Origin of the sequence: Leptospira chreensis, assembly GCF_016919165.1 — a bacterium.
In the GTDB taxonomy this organism is placed as follows: domain Bacteria; phylum Spirochaetota; class Leptospiria; order Leptospirales; family Leptospiraceae; genus Leptospira_A; species Leptospira_A chreensis.
Window position 1 is genome coordinate 61,664 of record NZ_JAFFPS010000048.1, and the last position, 21,485, is coordinate 83,148.

The following is a 21,485-nucleotide window of genomic DNA, read 5'->3' on the forward strand; positions in this document are numbered from 1 at the left end:
TTCTTTACCGAAAAAGCACTACTAGTAACTTCTATTCATGGCCGGAAGTATCAAAGTTTGTTTGGAACTCGCAGATATGATTCGAAAAGAGAACCTCGAATCCAGAGAAAAAATCCCAACATCCGATACACATTTACGGGTTTGGTCCTCCCAACTTTCCAGAACAGAAGAAGACCTAAGAAAATTACTTACCGCCCTTAGAGACAGTCACTACGTATTCATTGTATCAGTCGTCGCACCCGATCCCAACTTATTCGTTTACGGGGAAGATGCTTATGTTTTTGCCGAACCGTTCATATTGAACGAATTAAAAAGACATTCAGAAGAGAATTTAGAAAAACTTTACGAAGCAAGTAATTACAAACGCAAGTCTGCATTTCAAATCACAAGAGAGTTATTTCCCAAAATTAAAGAATTCAATAACACTCCGCTCGGCCGTTCTATCAACGTTTCGGTGATGCTTGAAGAATTCCAACGAATGCTTACTGCTCAAAGTTACGAATACACGGACCAATGGCGTAGAAATAAACTTCAAGAAATTTTCAAAGATGAAGTGAATGCTGCAGAAGAATTGGCTAATGCAACTTCCGCTCGAGATCTAGATCCAACAAAACGGGCTGTAGACCAACTAAAAGACCAGGGCCCAAAAGAAAAAATTGATCAGAATTGGGTTAAAGCTAAAGAAAGTTTTTCTACTGAGTTCTTATTACGTGTCCACTTTAGAAAATACGAATTTGATATTGTAAGAAAATTAATCCAATCAGGAAAACTCAAAGAAGAAAAAGACATTAAATATGTTCGAGACACTCTCCAATTAATGGAAAATAGACTAGAACAAGACAATCTTTTGAAAAGATATTCCACAGAAATGATTGAACTCAGAAGGTACGCCCAAGCAAAACTAAATTTGCTTAGGCAAAGTGTTGGATCAAAACAGGAAAACTAAATTAGTTTTTAAGCCAACCTGATTTATCTAATTGGATATAAACCTGAAAGAAAAATACAACCAAACTGATAAAAATCATCCTTCTTTTTAGGGAAAACTGGCTGATTGTATGATTCTGCTTCTCTGGTAAATAGAGCAGGTAAATGATCAAATTTACATTAAAAAACAAACCCAAAAGCTCAGGGGAAAGAATTGGAAATTTTTCTTTTAAAGGAGGGATGTAAGTAGCAATTAAAATCAAAATACTTGGAAAAAAATACAAAGGTGTTTTGAACGTCCACAACCTATCTTCCGTTAAATCAGCGACGCTTTTGATACCAGATTCTTTTTCTAAAATAGAAACCAATTCACCTTGTGCAGTTATATTCACAATCGGATGAATCTTTTCTTTTGTTTCCAAAACAATACGATCATAACCGCGAAACTTATCTGTTGTAATCTGTTCTAGGTCTTTGATCCGAATGGTAGCACAATTTCCATTGGCATCGAATTGTTTTAGTGATCCACCTTCGAGTTCAACTCTTCCCGAAGAAAGAATCTCAACTTGTTTTAAAAAATTCTTTCTCAAAAACCAAAAGAACAACGCAAGTAAAGGAAGAAAAATTGTAAAAAACTGCACTCTTCCTTCTTTTGGCACCTGCAGACTGTTATAGGAAACGAAAACAAGAAATAGAGCGATTACCACCCATGTCCTTTTTAACAATTTATTCCTAAATAAATTCACATCATATAGAAATGTTTTTTGTTCACTCATTAAAAAAACTCACTTTTGCGAAAGATGGATTCCATCTGAATACCAGACTTTTCTAAATTCTCCGCACCACCTTCTTCGCGGTTCAAAATGCAGATCCCTTTGGTAACAGAGATTCCAACTTCTCTTAAAACTTGGACTGCCTTTAAGGTAGATCCACCGGTAGTAATTACATCATCAACAATCAAACAAGATTTTATTTCCTTCCAAAACCCCTCGATTTGTTGGCCGGTCCCATGTCCTTTAGCCTCCTTCCTCACAACCAATGGGTAAATCAGTTTCCCTCTCTTCTGGTAGGACAAGGCAATGGAATATGCTAAAGGATCCGCGCCAAGAGTCAATCCTCCCACCCCCTGGAATTCGATACCTAGTTTCGGAATGATTTCCTCTACGAAACAATCAGCAAGGACCGCCAGTCTTTCCGGATGGAGGGTAATTTCTTTACAATTGAAATAATGGTGGGACTCGAGTCCACTTGCCAGCCGAAAAGGGGCCTCAGAATAGCGATAGACATGTGATTTCATCCAAACAAAGAGTTGGTCGCGATAGAATTGGGACATAGTCCAATTATTTTTCCAATTCCGGCTCGGAAAGTATATTTTTATCTTGATTCGATTTAATGAGAGACTGTAAAAAGTAAGTGACTTACTTTTTACAGTCAGTTACTTTAGTAATCGAATATAAAAATAAAGTAGCTTTCTTTATTAAGTCACTTACTTTATATAATCACTTTCAAATTTCAGTGTATGAATTTTGGCCATTTCTCAGATCCGTTCCCAATGCTTACGTTTTTGGGGACCAATAAAAGGAAAGAAAACCTCAATGGACACGATGTTACTCCGGTTACCGCTAAGAGAACGAAAAAAACAGACCATCCAAATGTCTGTGTTAAAAGCTGCCAAAGGATTGTTCCAGGAAAAGGGATACTCGGCCGTCACCGTTTCTGATATTGCCGACCATGCCGACATTTCCGTAAAAACGCTATTTACCTATTTTCGATCTAAGGAAGATCTAGCCTTCCAGGACGAAATTTTGTTCTGTGATGAGCTCATTCATGCTCTTTTGGGAAGGAAAGAAGGAGAAAGTCTTTTCGAAGCATTCAAAGAGTTCCTTTGGAACTTGATCCAGTCCATTGATCCTGAGGTTCTAATCGAATCACTTCCCGGGTTTCACCCTTGGATGGACAGTCCTGAATTAGAACAAAGATACCTTCTACTTTGGGAACATTATGAAAGGAGGCTTGCGGATGCTCTGCAGTTGGAAAGGGGGAGTCATTCGTTTGATCCCATTTTGAGAGTTGTATCGGGTCAGATGGTATCTGTGATTCGTATATTAGGCTCCAAAGCTTTTAAAGAATACTTACAACCAATACCTATTGCTCTCAGACACCGTGCCTTAGAAAAATGGCTCCTTGGATCTTTGGAAATGGTCTCCGGAATCCAAGGATATTCTAAACTAACGTAAATTTATTAATCAACGCGGGTTTTATCAGATAAAGTTCCAAGAAAGAGAACAATCTTTTTTGTTTCTTCATTGGAAAGATCCAAACCCAATTGATGAAAGGCCATCTTTTGTACGGCTTCATCTAAAGTTTTTACTTGGCCATCATGAAAATATGGTCCAGTTAAAGCAATGTTTCGGAGACTTGGAACTTTAAAGAAAAACTTATCCTCTGCTTTTTTAGTTACATTATAAAGCCCAAGGTCTGGTGTTTTGTATTCATTGGTTTGACCAATCTTTCGGTAAGAATTTCCACCAAGTAAATTGCCTGAGTGACAAGATGTACAACCTGCAGCAATAAAACTCTTAAAACCTTCTTGTTCTTCTTTGGAAAGAACCTTATGATCTCCATTGATAAAATCATCAAAACGTGATGATGTAACAAGCGTTCTTTCAAAGGCCGCAATCGCACCAGCTAAGTTTTCGTAAGTGACTGGAGTTTTATCGTTCGGAAATGCTTTTGCAAATAACGCAGGATAGTTGGCATCTTCGTTAATTCGTTTCAAAACTTCTTTTTCGGAAGGCATCGCCATTTCCACTGGATTGAGAATAGGACCTTTTGCTTGCGCTTTTAAATCTGCGGCGCGTCCATCCCAAAATTGAACAAAATGAAAACCTGCATTGAGGACGGTTGGAGAATTTCTGTCCCCATTTTTTCCGAAAGCACCGGGAGAAGTGGATAGATTGTCCACACCAGCGCCTTTTCCTTCCACATTGTGGCAGGAGTTACAAGATTGAGTTTCATTTAGAGAAAGCTTTTTCTCAAAATAGAGTTTTTTCCCAAGGGAAATGAGTTCTTGGGTATCATTTTCCGAACCAGGCATTTTTGCAGGTAAGGCACCAATGATTTGTTTTGCTTTTACTTGCAAATCCTTGGTCTCAGGACTTGGACCACAGTTTGCGAGTGATACGAAGAGAAGGGAAAGTAGAAAAGGTGTAAATATTTGTTTGAGCATATCGATCCTCTAACGGATACTCCTTAATTTTGCCCCGAATCGGCAAGTTAGAAATATTATACATTGAGTCTAAACTTAGAATCATATTAATTGTATCCAAAATAGACAGTTTGAATGGTTCTAAATCACGTCCACCTTCTCCTAGGCCTTAGAATCAACAATTTAGGGCAAATGGATGTCTTCTCCATTTTACCAGGGTGACAAACTGGGAAAAGTAACTCACTTACGATATTGGCACGATTTATGCTTATAGTTCCTGTAGACCTTTAGGAGCTATATATGTTGAATACAAGAAGAACTGATCGTATTGAGTCATTGGATTGGGACGATTTAGTTTTGAAACTTTTTTCGATCAACGAGAACCCAGATTTCCTTTTAGCAAAGATTGGAAATATTTCTGAGCTTGGAGTGAGTGGAAGTTTGGACAAGGGCATTCAATTGTATGATCGGGATCTTGTGACCGGCGTTATTGAAAGTGATTTGACCAGATCTCGGATTTCCTTCAAAGGAAAGATCGCTTGGATCAAGGAAACGGACCAAGGCCCACTCTTTGGGATTAAATTTTCGGAAGAATTGATTTTGCCGAATTTTATCATCGCAAGATCCATTGCGGAATCGGCGGCTTAAAGAGGAAAAAAATCAGGATTCAAAGTCGGTTTCACCTAAGAATCTCTCGATTTAGATCCAATCCAGTCCGATATTAGTGGGGAAGCTATGTCCCAAGTCAAACATTTGATATCTTGGCAAGATTGGAGCGATGGAGAAATCCGGGAACTTCTAGAATTTGCAGTCTATGTAAAGAAAAATCGAGTTTATTTTTCCGGACATATGACCGGCCGCTCCCTTGCGATGTTATTTCAGAAAACCTCTACGAGAACCAGAGTTTCCTTCGAAGCGGGAATGACGGAACTTGGTGGACATGCAATTTTTTTGGATTGGATGGCATCCAATTTCCTACTTTCCGATATCGATTTTGAAGGAAGGTATCTTTCAAGTAACGTTGCCGTCATTATGGCAAGATTAAAAAAACACGAGGACCTACTCGTATTAAAATCCGGCTCTACAGTTCCTGTGATCAATGGATGTTGTAATTTATTCCACCCTTGCCAATCTCTCGCAGACATACTAACTATCGTTATGGATTCACCAAACGATTGGCAAAAGAAAACCATTTGTTACATAGGTGTTCATAATAATGTAGCAAACTCGCTGATTGAAATTACCGCAGCTCTTGGAATTCATTTAACTTTAGTCACTCCCATTGCAGCAGAAGAATCGATCGTGAAAGATTCTATCGAAAGGGCGCAGAAAAAAGGAACGATATCCTGGGAAAAAGATGTCAAAAAGGCTGTTGCAACCGCAGATTATGTTTATACAGATACTTGGGTGGATATGGAATACTTCAACGATCCAAAATTCCAAAAGGAAAAAGAAGAAAGAATCCAACTAATGATGCCTTACCAAGTGAATGCAGAATTAGTTAAAAATACAAAAGCAAAAGTAATGCATGATATGCCCATTCATGCTGGTTATGAAATCACAAGAGAGATGGTGCAAAGTGATCGTTCGATCATTTTTACGCAAGCTGAGAACCGCTTAGATGCGCAAAAAGCAATCATACTCAAACTATTAGAAAACCATAATTAATCATTAAACTTCGCAAACCAAGTCTTGGATCAAAGCAACCCCATTTGCCGAAAGCAAATAGGGTTGCTTTGATTAATTTTTGACTAAATAAATTTGAACGGAAGAATTTGATTTTGAATCGCCCGATGAATCCCTTTCGCCAATGACTGGTATGATTAAGTTGGTATCTACAGACTCTTTTGCGAGAATCGATTTGATTTCATCAAACCGATGTTTGAGAAGTCGAATTTGAAAACCAACATCCCCTGTTGTATTGACTTTGCCAAATAAAACAATTTGAACTTTTTCTTCTGATTTTAGAACCTTTTGGCCGAAAGCGGACAACTTGTTCTGAGATTCCTCAACCAACCGATGATCGTCCGGTTCAAAGGAAATCGATTCAATTGGCTCTGCACTTCCCACTGGTTTCCAAAAAGCCAATTTTGATTTTCCAAGGGTTCCGTCCCCTTCCCCAGCTTTCGCTGCTTTTTCCACTTGGTTCCAAGGACAAGAAAGAATATAATCTGTAGAAGAATTTAAGGAAAAAAGAAAACCAATAAAAGTAAATCCAATATCCCAAGGTTTTGCATAAGACTTAGTTTCAATCACATAATCATTATTTGTGAGATCAAGTTCGTTTGTGCGATAGAACGGCAAAAGAAACAATACGCGGTAGGTGCGAATCTCAGTCTCCGAAGTTTGACATTCTAAGTTAGAATTCTGTTTGAGATGAGATCGTGATTCTAATGGGATTCCCCGACTAGCACAAGAAAGGAAGGTAAAGAATAGAATTGAAATAAAAAGTTTTTGAAACATAAAGACCCAGTGATTCATGAATATGCACCATCACGCCGACCTTCTATGGTTTTATACAAGAATTTTTTAGAATTCTGAATTTGTTAAATGATCAGAGGTTCTTTCGGAATCCAATAACATCTGCTAGAGCAATCATTCCATGATGGAATCTTTCCGATTGACCATCCATACACTAAATCCATCGAGGAAATATAAAAAATCGATTTTGTCATCGTGCTCAAAATCAAACCCTTGTAAGGCTTCATCGTAACAACGAAACCAAACCAGTCTTTCTTTTTCGGAAATGGGGAAAACAAAATGGCGCATCCGCATTCGAGCAGGACCCCATTTTTCAATATAATAACTTGGCCCACCTAACACTTGGATCATAAAATCTGCCTGTTTTTCTTTGGCCAGTTCCCAGTCCCCTTTAAACATCCATTGGATTTCAGAAGTGGCAACTAGGTCATAAAAATCAGAGACTAACTTGCGGATCGCAACTTCCCCCCATTTTTCAAAGAGAAATTTAACATTCGGATTTGGGGGAGGAGGACCGCCAGCAGGTGTGTAGATATCGTTCGGATCCAAATCGATAGTCAGTTTCGCGAAAGGGACAAGAAGGGGAAGTCGAATTTTCGACCGGAGCCGAAGGCGTAGCCCGGATTGGCCCGGCCCCGAGGGACGAGTGGGTTCGCCCCAGAAAAAAGAAACTCGCTCCGTTTGGAAACCAACTGTAAAAAGTAAGTGAGTTTCCCTTCGCACGGATCTCCCCTCGGATTTTGCGATTATTTCCTGGACGATAGGCAAAATTCACAAAACTTGGTAAAAAAATCCGAAAAAGGTATACTTAAATGGCACTGACTCACCCGCAATCTGCACTCTTTGCAGGAGAAAAACCTTTCCCTATCATCCCTGCTTGTGAACACTTCGCTGGATCTGAAAAACTCATTACAAAAGCTCTCGAGTTACAAAATAAACTCGGTGGACTTTTTGATATCACGATGGACTGCGAAGACGGTGCCCAAACAGGAAAAGAGAAAGAACACGCAGAAATGATTGTTCGGATCCAAAACTCTGAGCTCAACAAACACAAAATGAGCGGTGTTCGGATTCACGATTATACAAACGAACATTGGCGTGGCGATGTGGATATCCTTGTCCCTGGGGCAGGAAATGTGCTAGCTTACATCACAATTCCAAAACCGACTAAAGCAAGTCAGGTGAAAGAACAAATCACTTACATCCAAGATGCTTGCAAAAAAGCAGGAATCAAACGCGAAATTCCAATCCACGTTTTAATTGAAACTCACGGTGCCTTGAATGATGTATTCGAAATTGCTGCCCTTCCTTGGTTGCAAGTTTTGGATTTTGGTCTTATGGATTTTATCTCCGGTCACCATGGTGCAATTCCGGCATCTTGTATGAAGTCTCCTGGCCAATTTGACCACGAACTCCTTCGCCGTGGTAAAGCAAATCTAGTTGCTGCAGCACTTATGAACGGTGTGATTCCGGCTCATAACGTAACTCTGGACCTTAAAAATATCTACCAAACCTACGCGGATGCAAAACGTGCGCATGACGAATTTGGTTTCTTACGTATGTGGTCCATCTATCCTGCACAAATCCAATCGATTTTGGATGCAATGGCTCCGAATTATGCAGAAACTCAAACAGCTTCTGACATTCTCATCAAAGCCCAAGACGCAGAATGGGGACCAATCCAACATGATGGGGACTTACATGACCGTGCGACTTACCGCTATTTCTGGGAATTAGTCCAAAGAGCAAAACTTACAGGACAAAAACTTCCAGACGAAGTAGAAAAGAGATTCTTCTCTTAAGATCAACTTTTCTAAGAAATCGATTTAGTAAGTTGGTTACTTTGGTAACTGGCTTACTTTGGAAAGTCACTGGAAAAGGTAAGTCAGTTAATTTAGAAAGCGACTTACCTTTTTCACTCCAGCGCAATACTCACCAACCAACTCCCATCCCTTACTCTTTCCCTAAAAATCAAGAACTCTCCTCCTCCCCTCTCTGAATCATAGCAATAAAAGGCTCCGATCAGAGCCTTTTTCCTTGCCTTCGGGTTTTATCGATCGGAATATCTAGAAAATTTGAACAATTATCGTTGTTTTTTCCGTTTTTACGGAATACATATCTGCTATATTGATTTTTTGTTTGCAATGATGGACAATTAATTGGCTACTGGCCTAACTTATGAGCAAGCGAATTTCAAAATCCAACCCCTTTCTTTCCCTTTTCGTCCTCCTTACGATCGCTATGAGTGGAACGGCGGTCTACGGCCAGGCGGCGGAACCAACTGTCAATCCCAAAGTGGAAGTCGTGACCGAACCGCAACCTCCTCCTCCCCCACCACCGAAAGAGGAGAAAAAAGAAGGTTATATCAGTCCGCAAATTGGCAATCTTTCTGGGGAATACCTACGAACCCTGCAAGTTACAAGCAAACAAAGAAAAGCCCTCCAAGAGAACAAAGGCCTCTGGTTTGCAGATAAGTTTCGTGTGGGTTTTGGAATTCGGCCAAAAGCAGACTCACTTAATAATACAGACTTTGATAAGTCAACAGCAGATAACAGAAATAATGCGTTAACACAAACGCAGTTTTATCTCTTGGGAGATATCAATGAAAACGTTCTATTCAAAATAACGTTACAAGACGTAAGGCTTTGGGGTGGTGAGGTAGTATCGAGTGGAAATGCAGAGCAGAAATATGGAGCCATTGCCAACGCAGGAACCACTGTTGATACAACCAAACAACGCGAATTTGCACTAAATAATTTTACGGGCCTTCGGGAAGCATTTTTAGATTTAAAAACTACAAACCAAAATTTTAGACTCCGGACAGGACGCCAAATTCTAGAATTTGGAGACGGACGAATTCTTGGATCACGAAATGATAGTTTGAACGGAAACTCCTTTGATGCACTCAGGTTTACTGGAAAAATTAGTAATCACACACTTGATGTTTTTGGATCTGTCATCGGTGCCGAAAACAATTCCAATAGCATTGTGTCAAACAACTCTACAAAGTTAGGTGGAATCGGAGATTCCTATTATGGTGGAGTTCATTATAATTGGAAAGTAGCTGACTGGTTGGGAATTGATTTATACAACTACAGCCTATTCAAACAACAAAGAAAAGCGAGCACCCCACCGACACTTTCAGAAACGAGAAACTACCGCGGTGATGACCAATTGAATACTTCTGGTTTTCGTTTAACGAATAGAACCAAAAACAATGCTCTGCCTGATACAACAGGAATTGATTGGATGGTGGAAGCTGCTTGGCAAACTGGATTCAACGGAGAACGAGTCACACCAGATTGGTTAAACCAAAATGGTGCTTACACAACCAATCAGAAAACAGGCGAATCTCCTCCTTTATCGGAGGCTGTACGATACAAAGCAAATATTGTAGCTGTTCAACTTGGATACACTCCAGTAAAAGAATTTCGTATCGGAGTTCAATATGTCCAAGCCTCTGGAGATCCAAATCGTAATGATTCCAGTGTTGCCACTTACAATCCCCTCTTTGCTACAAGACGTATGGCTGGTGGATCTTTACCCTTTGCCGGAAACGGAAACTCTGGACTTGTTTTCTGGCAAAATATCAAAGACTATTCGTTACATTTAAAATATGAGACCTCAAACTATGGAACATTCATTCTTAATCCACACTGGTATTATAAAGTGAAGTTACAGGATGGGTATTATGATAATAATAACTATGTAGCTGGTAGTAAGGCAACTGGGGAAACTGCATCCACAGAAGACTATTACAACGCAGAAGCGTATAACATAACAAAGCCGAAGTTAGGAAATCTTGTTGCAACGGAACTTAACTTTATCTACATCATCACTCCATTCGAAAACGTTTCTTTCTGGTTTGGGGCGACTGTGATCCGTGCGGGAGATGCCATTAGAAATCAAAAGAACAATCCGAATGAACCAGACCCACTTCATAGGTATGATTTGAGTCCCACTGCCACAATGGCAACATTCCAAACTGTATTTGCGATTTAAAAGAAAACTAAATACTCAAAATCAAGGCCTAGGATCGGGCCTTGATTCTAATGAAAGGTTATTGCATTCTATTTTAGTTTGAACCTTTCCACTTGAGTGGAAAGATAAGAAGCTTGAGAAGCAATCTCTGCAGAAACAATGGTCAATTGGTCAGAACCAGTGGCCACATCCTGGGTTCCATTGGAGATACTAATGATTGTTTTAGAAATTTCTTCCGTTGCCCTTTTCTGTTCAAAAACAGCATCTTCAATTTGTAAGTTTAAGTTAGTCAGTAAATTCGAATTTTGAGCGATGTCTCTTGCGTTGTTCTCTTGTAATAACACAGAACCAAGCACTCTCGTTGCCGAAGTTTCAAATTCTTTCACTCGACTATTCAAAAGATTCAAAACTTGTGCAGCTTCTGTTACTTTTTTATTTCCATTCTCCACCGCAGAGTTTGTAGAAATCACAAGATCCCCAATTTCTTTTACGGAAGCACCAGTTTGTAATGCCAGTTTTCCAATCTCTTCGGCAACCACAGCAAATCCACGTCCCGCATCTCCCGCTCGTGCCGCTTCGATGGCTGCATTGAGCGCCAGTAAATTGGTCTTTTCTGAAATTTCTGTAATGATATCTAAAACTTCACTAATTCGTTCCGCTTTTTCGCCAATGTCTTCCATGGCCCTTGTCGATTCATTCATTGCAGTCTCGCCGACTACCGCATGTTCGCGGGATTCTGATGCAAATTTGGCAAGATACTCCATTTCTTTATTAATGTTTTGAACTTCTTCCCTTAAGGTTAAGACCGATTTATCGATTTCTTTCATCTTAACAACTGCTTCTTCCATCGACTTACCAACATTCTCTGCCGATGCAGACAACTCTTCCACAGCAGCAGATGATTCTTCTGCAGCAGATGCTTGCGTTTGCGAAGTGTCGGATAAATTTTGTGAAGTGGAGGCCATCGTATTGGACTGGTTTCCCAACTTTTCTACTGTTTGTTTGATATCACCAATGATAGAAACCAAACTATTCTTCATTCGATTCATCGAATGTAATAAACTTCCAATTTCATCCTGATTGATTTCTTCCGCGTTGATTGCGAGGTTCCCGCTCGCAATTTGAGAAGAAAACTCCATAGCTTTTTCCAAACGAAGACTGATTTGTTTCTTAAATACAAAATTTAGAAAAAATAAAACTACAAATAAAATCACGACTGATATCAAAGTAGAACTAAAGACCACTTTGGTAATCTGATCACTAAAAATAGAATCGGGAATGCTGATTTGAAGCGCCCAAAACTGCGGATCTTTTCCAATATGAAACGGGGAAAAATAATTTGTGTAACCGTTATGTTGGATCGTGAACATTTTTCCCAGTTTTAGATTTTCTAAATAATATTTCAAATGCTCAGGATTTTCAATCTTTTTACCAAGTTTGGTTTGATCCTGTCCATACATTACATATGTTCCGTTAGCTGATATAAATGCAATATGCCCTTGTCCGCGAAAAGGACGCGTATCCCCAATTTTTTCCTGTAATGTGCTAACGTCCAAATCGATACCAGCAGCTCCCACAAACTTACCCTTAGGATAAATAGGAACTACAAGGGAAATCATTTGAATTTTTTTTCCACCCGCCAAATACTCGTAAGGTCCAAATACCTTCGCTTTGTTTGATTTTTTTACTTGGTTATAATAATCCCCTGCCCCATCCGGATTGTCGTAATCAACTAGTGGTTCAAAATTGATTTTTCCATCGGCTGTACGGTGTAAATAAGGAATGAATCGACCCGTTCTATCATGACCTGGTTTTCCAACAAAGGAAGCATCTCTTCCTTCATAAGCGTTCGGTTCATAACATAACCAGATTGCGAAAATATCATCATTACGTTCCAAGATTTCTCTCATACTACTTACCATGGAATCACGAGGAGGAGAGGCATAAAACAAAGCAAAACGAAAACCGCGAATCACACCCATCATAGCATTGAGATGTTCTTGGATTTCATAGGACCATTTTTCAGAAGTAATTTTTGAATTCTCTTTGATTTCGGTATTAAGGTCTGTGATTGTACGATAGATTTGAAATGTGGTTAGTATCAGAAATCCTATAAATAAAATTCCAGCGATGGAGAGAGAGACCCTTTGTCGTATACTCATAAGGATCGATCTTATGGTTCTTAAATTATTTGTAAATATATTACCGTTTCTAGCGTTGAAATCTGGATTGAAGTAAGCAATCTACCTAGGATTCGGTAATGACCGAGGTTAAATAGAGTGGTAGAACTACTAGTGAATTGAAATTCAGGAATGGGGCCCTAGCATCACTTGCTTGAATTTGTCTCATTGGCTTGGTCGGGAGAGTACGAATCGAACGGAAAGAGCATTTGATTCGTACAAACACTTAACAATCGCCCCCATGACCACTGTTATTTTTTAATATGGATCTACTGAGCGACAGCATTGAGGGATTTGCCACCATCCCTCAATTTTTACCCAGGACTAACGTAAAAAGGTCTTTTAGGCGGATTTTAGTTATTTCTTTGTCTTCGTTTTGACTTTGAAGTTTTTGTATTCCACGTATTCAATATCGTTCATTTCCAATTGGAAGACACCTTTTGTTGAATGGACGATGAACACATCACCTAACTGAGCTACCACGGCACCGGAAAGGACTTCCCCATTGGACTTGTGAATGGTTTCCAAAACACTATAATGGTTATGAATTTCTTCCTCATTGTCCAAACCCGTTTTTTCAGCGTCAGTTGCTATTTTATTCAATGCTTCTGTTCGTTTCTCTTCGTGTTCTTTTTCAATGGTTGCAGTCACAGGTTCTTTGGCATCTGAGTTCTGCGATTCAATTTGTTTTTGGATGGTTTCCGAAGGGATGACAACCAGGGTTTCTGCCTCGGCCTTTTCTTGTGGTGTCACAGAACTACTAGCCTTACCCAATCCAGAATCAAAATCGGTAAAACCTGACAACTCTTTACCGGTCAGGGCACCCGAAGCCACTTTGGCATTGATCAAATAAACCAGTTCATTTAAGTTAGGATTGACTTCCAAACATTCACCCGGTTCTAAAACAACTTCGTTTTCTTCCAATGTCTTCACCAAACGATTGTAATTCTCTTTGGAAAGACCTTCATTAATTTCTATTAGTTTTGGAGAAGTTTTAAAAGCAACCGATACCGCACCTTCATAAACTTTCACTTTAGGCACAGAACCTTTTTCTAGTTCAAATGAAAACACTGTCCCGCGAACTCCCGCAACCATAGTCGGAGATGTCACAGAAAGATTCTGGCCGGATTTTAATTTTACTGATTTTACAAGGAGATTTCCAGCCCATAAATGGATGTCGGTATTGGGACGATTTTCCCCGGCAATCTCTCGAAACAAAACATCGGAGTTGTCTTTGATTCGGATCACTTCCCCGCGATAGGTTTGTAAATCGACCCTACCTAGTTTGGTAACAATGCGATCTCCCGGTCGAACCACATCCCCAATTTTGGCCTTAGTTTGTTTTCCCTGGGTTGTGATGAAAATTGTCCCTTGTGAGAAAGTGACTACGGCTCCTGCGGTTTCGTCTTTTGTTTGGTTGGATCCAAACTGAAAACGACTGCATTGAAGGGATAAAAAAAAGATGGTTAAGAGTGTAATGATGGTTTTCATATTTTTTTCCGAATGACCTTGTAAAAGAAGAAACAACTCAAACTAACCTCATTTTCAAATTTGTAAAAACAAAATTAGAATTTTAGAAAATAAAATAGGGTTTTGTCCAATTCCGGAGAAATAGATACTTGAATGTCGCAAAGGATAGAGATTCCAGAAAAAGAATGAAATGATAAATACGGTTTCCACTCAAATTTTTGAGTTTAGATTGGGTCCAACAGGACGCAGAAAAAAAAAGAATTAGAATATAACCGATAAATGCCATTCTTGGGACCAATGAACAAGAGTTTACCGCCAAAACTATAACCAGTCAAAGACGGTTTCGATCGGAAATTCTTTTATCAATATCAGAAGATGGACTAAAAAATTTGGCCCGTCCTATCCTTTGGGCTGGATAAATGCTACTGTGACCGGAACAAATATAAGCAATCCATGCGGCCACCAAAAAGAAAATTCCGGATTCCCATCCGAATAACTCCATCCCCATAATTGCAGAAGCAAAGGGAGTGTTCGTAGCTCCAGCAAATACAGAAATAAAACCGATTCCAACAAACAAAGATAAGTGGGTAGGATCCCAATAACCAAATAAATTCCCTAAACTGGCTCCAATGAAAAAAAGAGGTGTAACTTCACCTCCTTTAAAACCAAAACCAATGGTGATGACTGTGAGGATTAATTTCAAAAGAAATGATTCCGGTGGCAATGGATGGACAAAGGCATTTTGAATCGTAGGAAGTCCCAATCCCAAATAAATAGGACTCAAACCAAATCCAATGAACAAAACAATAACGATACCTCCCCAAAAAGGTCGGAAGGGAGGAAACGGAATCCAATGTTTGAGTAAATCGGAAAGTTTATGGAGACAGAAACTAAACAATTTAGCAATCCATCCAGAAAGAATCGCAAGTGCCAACAAACAAAGAAAAACGGTGATTGTAAAATCAAAAGGAATCTTAGGATAATGGGAATGATCCACTCCCCAAAATAAACAAACCCAATGTGACAAGTAAGCTGTCACGAGAGATGGAAAAAACCACCGCAAACGGTAACTTCCAATCCGCAATACCTCAATGGAAAAAACGGCAGCGGCAAAAGGCGTTCCAAATACGGAAGCAAATCCCGCACTCATTCCTAGTATAATCAATGTTTGTTGTTCTTTGATCGCCAAGGGAAGGAATCGAACCAGCTGGTGGGCGATGGATCCTCCCATTTGTACGGCTGTCCCCTCCCTACCGGCAGACCCGCCAAATAAATGTGTGAAAAGAGTTCCTAAAAATACAAAAGGAGCCATGCGGATGGGAATGATGGAAGTGGGTGAATGGATTTCTTCTAAGAGTAGATCATTCCCCTTACTGACATTTTTCCCGTAATAAAAATAAAACCAACCAATGAGAAACCCAGCAAAAGGTAGGAGGTAGACCAACCACGAGTTCAGTTCGCGGAACCGAGTTACCTTTTCCAGCGAGACTAAAAAGAAAGCGGAGGCAGAACCCACAAGGAGAGAAATGAATCCGAGAATGAGAAACCATTTCAAAAGATAGGGGAGAGATTTCGAAAGGGGGTGAATTTCGAAACCGACTTTCTTTGGTTCGGGATTGGAATTTTCCATCAGCTTACCTTTCCCATCAAATGGAAGGGATTCTCATAGAAAACTAACTTTTAGATTTCGAAAAAAGAATACTTAGGTGTTGACCTAAGTATTAGGATTCAATAGAATGCCTCTATGGTCAAAAGAACCTACAATATCGATATTGTATTACATGCCTTGTCCGACCCGACCAGGCGACAAGTGATCGAACGTTTGGGGATTGGTCCTGCCAGTGTCAGTGATTTGGCTGCACCCTTTTCTATGGCCATGCCTTCCTTTATGCAACATTTAGATATTTTAGAATCTTCCCAGCTGATTTATAGCGAGAAGACCGGAAGGGTGCGTATTTGTTATCTAAATTCCAATCCATTTTCTGTGATGGAATCTTGGCTGCAGGTTCAAAAATCCTTATGGGAAACAAGGCTGAACCAATTGGACTCATTCTTATTAAAAACAAAGGGGAAAAAAATATGAGTAACGAATCAAATGAAACATTCAATCCCGAATTGGACTTGGTGTTGGAAAGAATTGTGGAAGTGCCGGTAGAATCGGTTTGGAATGCATGGACCAAACCAGAACAAATCATCCACTGGTTTACGCCGGCTCCATGGAAAACCATCGATTGTAGGATTGATTTAAAACCCGGTGGAGAGTTTTATACAGTGATGGAATCACCAGAAGGAAATAAATTCCCAAATAACGGTTGTTTTCTGGAAGTTGATTTTCTAAAAAAACTAGTATTTACCGATAGTTTACTTCCTGGATACAGACCTTCCGGAAATAGTTTTATGACTGCCTTTGTCACCATGGAATCATTAGGTAATGCTACGAAATACAAAGCAGTGGCAAAACACAAAGACCCTGAAACTAAAAAACAACATGAAGACATGGGATTTTTAGAAGGATGGGGTGCCGCACTTGACCAACTTGTAGCTTATACCAAAACCCTACCTAAATAAAACGGTCAAAAGGTGATGAAAGCATAACATTGATTTGCCGCTACTATAAAAGTGCGGCAGATTTTTCGATGGCTTCGATTTCCTTTTTTTTATTTTTCATTAATATTTCTGCGGCAGAAAGATAAGCCTCAAATGTATCGTAGTCTTTTGCTTTGATGGACCCACAAAATTGGAAATAAACTTTTTTAGATTTTTTAAGATGTGAATATTCGGATAAATCGGAATATCCCATCATACCACTGACGACAAATACATCCAAATCCACATGGAACTTATAAGCTATTTTCATCACTCCGGTTTGGAAAGGTTTGATTTCTTCCGTAAAGGTTCTTTCTCCTTCAGGATATAAAAAAATAGATCTTGTTTTTAAAACTCTTAACACATCAGTTTTAAAATTTCTAAAGTTTGGTTTTTTTTCGGAATAAATGACGGCTTCCACAATGGTTTTATGCATCATAAGGGGAATGATTTTATATCTCTGGATGATGTCCCCTCCCAAATAAGATAATTTTACATCTTTGGATTTTGATAGATAGGGTAATGAAACAATAAGGGGAACTTCCATTGCATTGGTATGGTTACAAATCAAAAAACGATTATGACCATTAGGATCCCAGTTCCCTTGTTCAAAATGTAAACTCCTTCCCGTAAGAAGGAAAAAAGAACGATACCAAAAATAACCTAGGTAGTTATTGATTCGATTGGAAGGGCGGTCAAGGCCTGTGATTTTAAAAATGTAAGAGAAAGAAAGTCCGATTGGAAAAAGAAATACTAAAACTGGAATTGCATAACACAATACCACAAAGAATTGGAGTTGGCCCATGTGAGAATAGGAGCCGAACCCTAAGTACGGTAAACAATAATTCCAAACAAAGGTCTTAAAATTTAAATAAATGAGAAGACCAACTTAGAATGGATCAAACAGCCAATTCTAAAAGAAATTTTGGTGATGGATGTCTAACGATGCTAATTTTACCTTCGATTTGATCCACAAGCATCCCAATCAATTGTAAACCAAATCCAGGAGAGTGCTCAAAGGAAATTGATTCAGGTACCCCTACTCCATTATCAGAGTATTCCAAATATAGTTTTTTATCCTTGCGGAAGATATTGAGACCAATTGCTGCATTCTGTATTTCGTTAAACGCATGTTTCATTGAATTGGTGATGAGTTCGTTCAGAATGATTCCTAACGAAGAAAGGAGTTTCGCACTGAGCTCAATAGGTTCTTCTAAAATATTCATCTTCACTTCTACGTTTTTTGGAAAAATACAAACAATCTCATTGAAGATGGCAGGAAAATAGTCTTGTAAAGATACGGTATTGTCTGTCTCCGAATGATATAGTTTATCATAGAGAACAATCATACTTTTCACTCGACCGGCCGCTTCATACAGAATGGTTTGGATAGAACTTTCGGACTGTGCCCTTGCTTGAAGAGTTAACAATGTAAATATGGAACTCATATTATTTTTTACACGATGATGGATTTCTTTTAATATGTTTTCTTTTTCGTGTAATAACTTTTGGATTTTTGATTCCGAATGATTTCGGACACTGACATCTCGCAGAATCACGGTAAATAGTTTTTCTTCTTTTACTGAAATCTGAGAAATGGAAGCTTCGATCGGAAACTCTTCTCCATTGGCCCGAAGTCCCCGGATCTGACCAAGAGCACCCATAGCCCTCCGACTCACTCCCGTGTTCGCAAAGGAATCGATATGGTTATCATGTTGGCTACGAAAATCGAGGGGAATCAGTCGGTCTAACGGTTGGCCTATGATGTCCAAGGATTGGTATCCAAACATTTTTTCCGCAGCTCCATTGAAGAGGATGATTTTTTTGGATTGGTCAATGCTGATGATGGCATCCATTGCGGACTCAATGATTTGTGTGAGTTTGGCTTCCGATTCTTTGACATGTCTCATAGCATTCAGTCGGTCAGAAATATCTCTACCTACAGCGATGTATCCGATGGGCAAATCACTTTCATCATCCAAAAGGACTTGGTTCACTTCTATGTTTCGAGTGGTTCCATCCTTCGCATACTGAATCACTTCTCCAATATAACTGCCATCCAAATTGACTCTTTGGATGACTTGTTCACTGGAAAGATTGATATAATCCGTTTTAAGAACTTCTAAAACTGATTTCCCAATCACTTCTTCCGCTTTCCAGATATAAATTTTCTCTGCAGCTTTGTTCCAATAGTTAATCCTATGATTGAAATCAGTTCCGATCACTGCATCCAATACGTTATTGAGCATATTGGCTTGTTTTGCAATATGGCTTTGCACATTGTATTCGGCCGTGATGTCTCGAAAGACAAGCACAACACCTCTTGTATCGCCGTTTAAATCTTTAATGGGTGATCCAGAATCAGAAATTTGGTATTCCGATCCATCCCGAGAAATAAGGACTGTATGGTTGGCAAGACCAACAATCGAATTGGTCCTAAGTACGATGTCTACAGGATTTTCTACTAAACTGCGAGTTTTAACATTCACAATTTTGAATACTTGGTTTATGGCAAGTCCCACTCCTTCTTCGTGAGTCCAACCTGTTAATTTTTCAGCAATGGGATTCATACGAATGATTTTACCATCGCTATCCGTAGCAATCACACCGTCACCTATCGAGTGCAATACGGTTTCAAGATGTTCTTTTTTACTTTTAGTCAGTTCGTTTGCTTCGAATAGTTTGAAAGCCATTTTGATGGAAGCATCGAGTACAGTAAAACCGGAGTTTTTTACCACATACCCATAAGAAGTAATGGTTTCTGTTTTTTTTACGATTTCTCTTTCTGTATGAGAGGAGAGAAATACTACAGGTATTTCTTTATGGTTTAAAATTTCTGTAGCGGTTTGGGTTCCGTCAATTCCCTTACCTAAATCGATATCCATAAGGATGAGATCAAATGGTTTCTCTTCTCGGATGATGAGTTGGATGGCATTTTCGCCATTGGTAACATGGGTTACAGTGTATCCACCTTGTTCCAACTGGTGTTTCTCAAACATGGCAAGAATGGCTTCGTCTTCGACGAGCAAAATGGATTTATCAGCGACTAAAGTCATCAAACCATCCTTTGTAAACTCCGAGGGGACCGAAGGAATTCACAGACTACAAATTCTGACCAAAACAAAATTTAATTCAATCAAATATTTAGAAATTTTCTAACTGGAAAATTGCTGATTCCCCACCTTCCTTACGCAAATTCCTGTTAGTTCCTATTTTTTAGTACATTCACAAGAATTAAAATGCCAGAAAATCCGAAATAAACAAATCCAAAACCTACCACCCAATTACCAAAAAGACGATACAATGTTGGAAGCGCGGAAGTGGGAACAGAAGCGACCAAAACCCCATCATTTTCTTCGTAATAATCAAGAGTTCCTTTGGCTCGTCCGTAAGCATCATAAACACCAGACAAACCTCCACGGGTGGAACGCACAATGGAGGTCCCATTTTCAATCCCGCGAAGAACCGCCATTTCGGTATGGAAAGGATTAATTCCTTTCCAATCGGAAGCAGGAATCAAACTAATGCCTGCTCCAAGTTCCGCATGTTTTCTTGTTAGCTGTAGACTATCAAAATCATAACAGATGGCCACAGACATTTTTCCCATATCAGTTTCAATGACTTTGATTTCCGAAGGGATCTCGGAGATGGGTTCTCCTGGAGGAATGAATTGTTTGAAATAAACTTGCCGAGTGGATCCATCTTTTCCGATCCAATGCAATTTGTTATCTAAAAAGAATTCTTTTTCTTTTACGGGGATTACGTAGGCCGCAATGATTTCAATTTGGTTTTCTTTTGCAAGTAAGGAAACTTTCTCTAAAAAAACAGTTTCGTTTTTACGTTCCACAATGACTGCACCTTCGTTCCAAACAACAAGTTTCGCACCTTCATCTGCTGCTTGTTTGGTTCTTTCAAAAACAAGATCTGTATTCAATTGATTTTGAATGGGATCATTCCAAATGGTTGGGATATCCATCTTGGAAGTGACTGTCCCCACTTTGAAACTACTGCCTTTGATAGGATTTGTGATTCGAAATGCACCATAAAAGGATAATCCAACGATGAACAAACAAGATGCGATGAGAGAACCAATCGAATTTTGAGATAGTCGCGATTTCAATATAAAATCTGATAAAGATTGTTCGATACTTCCATTCACCAAATAAATCAAAAAACTAAGTCCTGTGGCTCCAAATAAGGATGTGGACTGGATGAGTAGAAGGTTGTTGATTTGGCTATTGGCAAACATCCCCCAAACACCTAACCCAGAACTGTAACCACCAATCCATTCCACAATAGTAAATAAAAATGCGAAAGAGAGGATGGGTGAAATTTGTTTGGAATATCGAATTCGTAATTGGTTCCAAATCCAAAGTAAAAAAGTAAAAACAACCCCACCTTGAATTCCGGAAAGGACTGCAATCCAGATATGAAACGGCTCGGATACAATCCGCATTGTAGAAAGAATTTGAACGAGAACCATAACCGCAAATAAGGTTCCGAGCGAATATCCTAGTCGGATGTATCGCAAAAATGGAACCATAGCCACCCATACAAAAATAGGGATGTTCCAATTCATTCCCGTAAACCCAATGAGAATTCCACCTATAGCCAATAAAATCCATTTCTGATTCAAAATTTTCATTATTATTTTC

General features: G+C 39.2%; 19 protein-coding genes. 8 read left to right on the forward strand and 11 right to left on the reverse strand.

Features of this window, described 5'->3' with window-relative positions; translation table 11 throughout:
* The first annotated feature begins 37 nt into the window (after nt 1-37).
* Entirely contained in the window at nt 38-946 is a 909-nt protein-coding gene (locus JWG41_RS13745; protein ID WP_205270501.1) for a hypothetical protein, read from the forward strand.
* A gap of 1 nt (nt 947) precedes the next feature.
* Here the strand turns inward: JWG41_RS13745 and JWG41_RS13750 are convergent, their stop codons facing one another.
* On the reverse strand, nt 948-1,700 hold the full coding sequence (locus JWG41_RS13750) for a hypothetical protein (RefSeq protein ID WP_205270502.1): 753 nt from the start codon (nt 1,698-1,700) through the stop codon (nt 948-950).
* On the reverse strand, nt 1,700-2,257 hold the full coding sequence (gene pyrE / locus JWG41_RS13755; RefSeq protein ID WP_205270503.1) for an orotate phosphoribosyltransferase: 558 nt from the start codon (nt 2,255-2,257) through the stop codon (nt 1,700-1,702). The genes JWG41_RS13750 and pyrE overlap by 1 nt, the downstream gene beginning before the upstream one ends.
* Nucleotides 2,258-2,528: 271 nt before the next feature.
* Between pyrE and JWG41_RS13760 the strand changes: the two genes are divergently transcribed.
* On the forward strand, nt 2,529-3,161 hold the full coding sequence (locus JWG41_RS13760; RefSeq protein ID WP_232374001.1) for a TetR/AcrR family transcriptional regulator: 633 nt from the start codon (nt 2,529-2,531) through the stop codon (nt 3,159-3,161).
* 5 nt (nt 3,162-3,166) lie between these two features.
* On the opposite strand, the gene JWG41_RS13765 is transcribed toward JWG41_RS13760, so the two are convergent.
* The gene (locus tag JWG41_RS13765) at nt 3,167-4,153 is read right to left on the reverse strand and encodes a cytochrome-c peroxidase (protein ID WP_205270505.1); all 987 of its coding nucleotides are present in this window, start codon (nt 4,151-4,153) and stop codon (nt 3,167-3,169) included.
* A 279-nt stretch (nt 4,154-4,432) separates the two neighbouring features.
* Between JWG41_RS13765 and JWG41_RS13770 the strand changes: the two genes are divergently transcribed.
* Together JWG41_RS13770 and JWG41_RS13775 are read left to right on the forward strand one after the other, a co-directional pair.
* Nucleotides 4,433-4,780: an LEPBI_I2431 family sigma-54 regulated protein gene (locus tag JWG41_RS13770; RefSeq protein WP_205270506.1), complete on the forward strand. Its 348-nt coding sequence runs from the start codon at nt 4,433-4,435 to the stop codon at nt 4,778-4,780.
* Nucleotides 4,781-4,867: 87 nt separating this feature from the next.
* Nucleotides 4,868-5,800, forward strand: coding sequence for an ornithine carbamoyltransferase (locus JWG41_RS13775; RefSeq protein ID WP_205270507.1), 933 nt, complete (start codon nt 4,868-4,870; stop codon nt 5,798-5,800).
* Nucleotides 5,801-5,872: 72 nt separating this feature from the next.
* Here the strand turns inward: JWG41_RS13775 and JWG41_RS13780 are convergent, their stop codons facing one another.
* Entirely contained in the window at nt 5,873-6,595 is a 723-nt protein-coding gene (locus JWG41_RS13780) for a hypothetical protein (protein ID WP_205270508.1), read from the reverse strand.
* A gap of 132 nt (nt 6,596-6,727) precedes the next feature.
* Nucleotides 6,728-7,336, reverse strand: a complete 609-nt coding sequence (locus JWG41_RS13785) for a globin domain-containing protein (protein WP_408611760.1) — start codon at nt 7,334-7,336, stop codon at nt 6,728-6,730.
* A gap of 89 nt (nt 7,337-7,425) precedes the next feature.
* Here JWG41_RS13785 and JWG41_RS13790 point away from each other — a divergent pair, with 89 nt between their 5' ends.
* The gene (locus JWG41_RS13790; protein WP_205270509.1) at nt 7,426-8,415 is read left to right on the forward strand and encodes an HpcH/HpaI aldolase/citrate lyase family protein; all 990 of its coding nucleotides are present in this window, start codon (nt 7,426-7,428) and stop codon (nt 8,413-8,415) included.
* A 376-nt stretch (nt 8,416-8,791) separates the two neighbouring features.
* Nucleotides 8,792-10,615, forward strand: coding sequence for an alginate export family protein (locus JWG41_RS13795; protein ID WP_205270510.1), 1,824 nt, complete (start codon nt 8,792-8,794; stop codon nt 10,613-10,615).
* Between the two features lie 68 nt (nt 10,616-10,683).
* Here JWG41_RS13795 and JWG41_RS13800 read toward each other — a convergent pair whose 3' ends face one another.
* The 3 genes from JWG41_RS13800 to JWG41_RS13810 form a co-directional block, all read right to left on the reverse strand.
* On the reverse strand, nt 10,684-12,756 hold the full coding sequence (locus tag JWG41_RS13800) for a methyl-accepting chemotaxis protein (protein ID WP_205270511.1): 2,073 nt from the start codon (nt 12,754-12,756) through the stop codon (nt 10,684-10,686).
* 375 nt (nt 12,757-13,131) lie between these two features.
* Nucleotides 13,132-14,265: a FecR family protein gene (locus tag JWG41_RS13805; protein WP_205270512.1), complete on the reverse strand. Its 1,134-nt coding sequence runs from the start codon at nt 14,263-14,265 to the stop codon at nt 13,132-13,134.
* Between the two features lie 310 nt (nt 14,266-14,575).
* Complete coding sequence (locus JWG41_RS13810) at nt 14,576-15,874, reverse strand: chloride channel protein (protein WP_205270513.1); 1,299 nt, start codon at nt 15,872-15,874, stop codon at nt 14,576-14,578.
* 114 nt (nt 15,875-15,988) lie between these two features.
* On the opposite strand from JWG41_RS13810, the gene JWG41_RS13815 reads away from it, so the two are divergent.
* A complete protein-coding gene (locus JWG41_RS13815) occupies nt 15,989-16,327 on the forward strand; it encodes an ArsR/SmtB family transcription factor (RefSeq protein ID WP_205270514.1) in 339 nt (112 codons plus the stop codon).
* Nucleotides 16,324-16,812: an SRPBCC family protein gene (locus JWG41_RS13820; RefSeq protein WP_205270515.1), complete on the forward strand. Its 489-nt coding sequence runs from the start codon at nt 16,324-16,326 to the stop codon at nt 16,810-16,812. The genes JWG41_RS13815 and JWG41_RS13820 overlap by 4 nt, the downstream gene beginning before the upstream one ends.
* Before the next feature lie 43 nt (nt 16,813-16,855).
* Here the strand turns inward: JWG41_RS13820 and JWG41_RS13825 are convergent, their stop codons facing one another.
* The 3 genes from JWG41_RS13825 to JWG41_RS13835 form a co-directional block, all read right to left on the reverse strand.
* Nucleotides 16,856-17,635: a 1-acyl-sn-glycerol-3-phosphate acyltransferase gene (locus tag JWG41_RS13825; RefSeq protein WP_205270516.1), complete on the reverse strand. Its 780-nt coding sequence runs from the start codon at nt 17,633-17,635 to the stop codon at nt 16,856-16,858.
* Nucleotides 17,636-17,729: 94 nt separating this feature from the next.
* On the reverse strand, nt 17,730-19,886 hold the full coding sequence (locus JWG41_RS13830; protein ID WP_205270517.1) for a PAS domain S-box protein: 2,157 nt from the start codon (nt 19,884-19,886) through the stop codon (nt 17,730-17,732).
* Between the two features lie 146 nt (nt 19,887-20,032).
* Entirely contained in the window at nt 20,033-21,475 is a 1,443-nt protein-coding gene (locus JWG41_RS13835) for a nitrilase-related carbon-nitrogen hydrolase (RefSeq protein ID WP_205270518.1), read from the reverse strand.
* Nucleotides 21,476-21,485 lie beyond the last annotated feature (10 nt).

What these genes read in the sequence shown, in the direction of transcription:
- JWG41_RS13790 (WP_205270509.1), top strand. Translation starts at nt 7,426, where the DNA reads ATGGCACTGACTCACCCGCAATCTGCACTCTTTGCAGGAGAAAAACCT.
- JWG41_RS13800 (WP_205270511.1), bottom strand. Translation starts at nt 12,756, where the DNA reads ATGAGTATACGACAAAGGGTCTCTCTCTCCATCGCTGGAATTTTATTT.
- JWG41_RS13770 (WP_205270506.1), top strand. Translation starts at nt 4,433, where the DNA reads ATGTTGAATACAAGAAGAACTGATCGTATTGAGTCATTGGATTGGGAC.
- JWG41_RS13760 (WP_232374001.1), top strand. Translation starts at nt 2,529, where the DNA reads ATGTTACTCCGGTTACCGCTAAGAGAACGAAAAAAACAGACCATCCAA.
- JWG41_RS13765 (WP_205270505.1), bottom strand. Translation starts at nt 4,153, where the DNA reads ATGCTCAAACAAATATTTACACCTTTTCTACTTTCCCTTCTCTTCGTA.
- JWG41_RS13835 (WP_205270518.1), bottom strand. Translation starts at nt 21,475, where the DNA reads ATGAAAATTTTGAATCAGAAATGGATTTTATTGGCTATAGGTGGAATT.
- JWG41_RS13830 (WP_205270517.1), bottom strand. Translation starts at nt 19,886, where the DNA reads ATGACTTTAGTCGCTGATAAATCCATTTTGCTCGTCGAAGACGAAGCC.
- JWG41_RS13825 (WP_205270516.1), bottom strand. Translation starts at nt 17,635, where the DNA reads ATGGGCCAACTCCAATTCTTTGTGGTATTGTGTTATGCAATTCCAGTT.
- JWG41_RS13795 (WP_205270510.1), top strand. Translation starts at nt 8,792, where the DNA reads ATGAGCAAGCGAATTTCAAAATCCAACCCCTTTCTTTCCCTTTTCGTC.
- JWG41_RS13805 (WP_205270512.1), bottom strand. Translation starts at nt 14,265, where the DNA reads ATGAAAACCATCATTACACTCTTAACCATCTTTTTTTTATCCCTTCAA.
- JWG41_RS13820 (WP_205270515.1), top strand. Translation starts at nt 16,324, where the DNA reads ATGAGTAACGAATCAAATGAAACATTCAATCCCGAATTGGACTTGGTG.
- JWG41_RS13745 (WP_205270501.1), top strand. Translation starts at nt 38, where the DNA reads ATGGCCGGAAGTATCAAAGTTTGTTTGGAACTCGCAGATATGATTCGA.
- JWG41_RS13815 (WP_205270514.1), top strand. Translation starts at nt 15,989, where the DNA reads ATGGTCAAAAGAACCTACAATATCGATATTGTATTACATGCCTTGTCC.
- JWG41_RS13775 (WP_205270507.1), top strand. Translation starts at nt 4,868, where the DNA reads ATGTCCCAAGTCAAACATTTGATATCTTGGCAAGATTGGAGCGATGGA.
- JWG41_RS13780 (WP_205270508.1), bottom strand. Translation starts at nt 6,595, where the DNA reads ATGTTTCAAAAACTTTTTATTTCAATTCTATTCTTTACCTTCCTTTCT.
- pyrE (WP_205270503.1), bottom strand. Translation starts at nt 2,257, where the DNA reads ATGTCCCAATTCTATCGCGACCAACTCTTTGTTTGGATGAAATCACAT.
- JWG41_RS13750 (WP_205270502.1), bottom strand. Translation starts at nt 1,700, where the DNA reads ATGAGTGAACAAAAAACATTTCTATATGATGTGAATTTATTTAGGAAT.
- JWG41_RS13810 (WP_205270513.1), bottom strand. Translation starts at nt 15,874, where the DNA reads ATGGAAAATTCCAATCCCGAACCAAAGAAAGTCGGTTTCGAAATTCAC.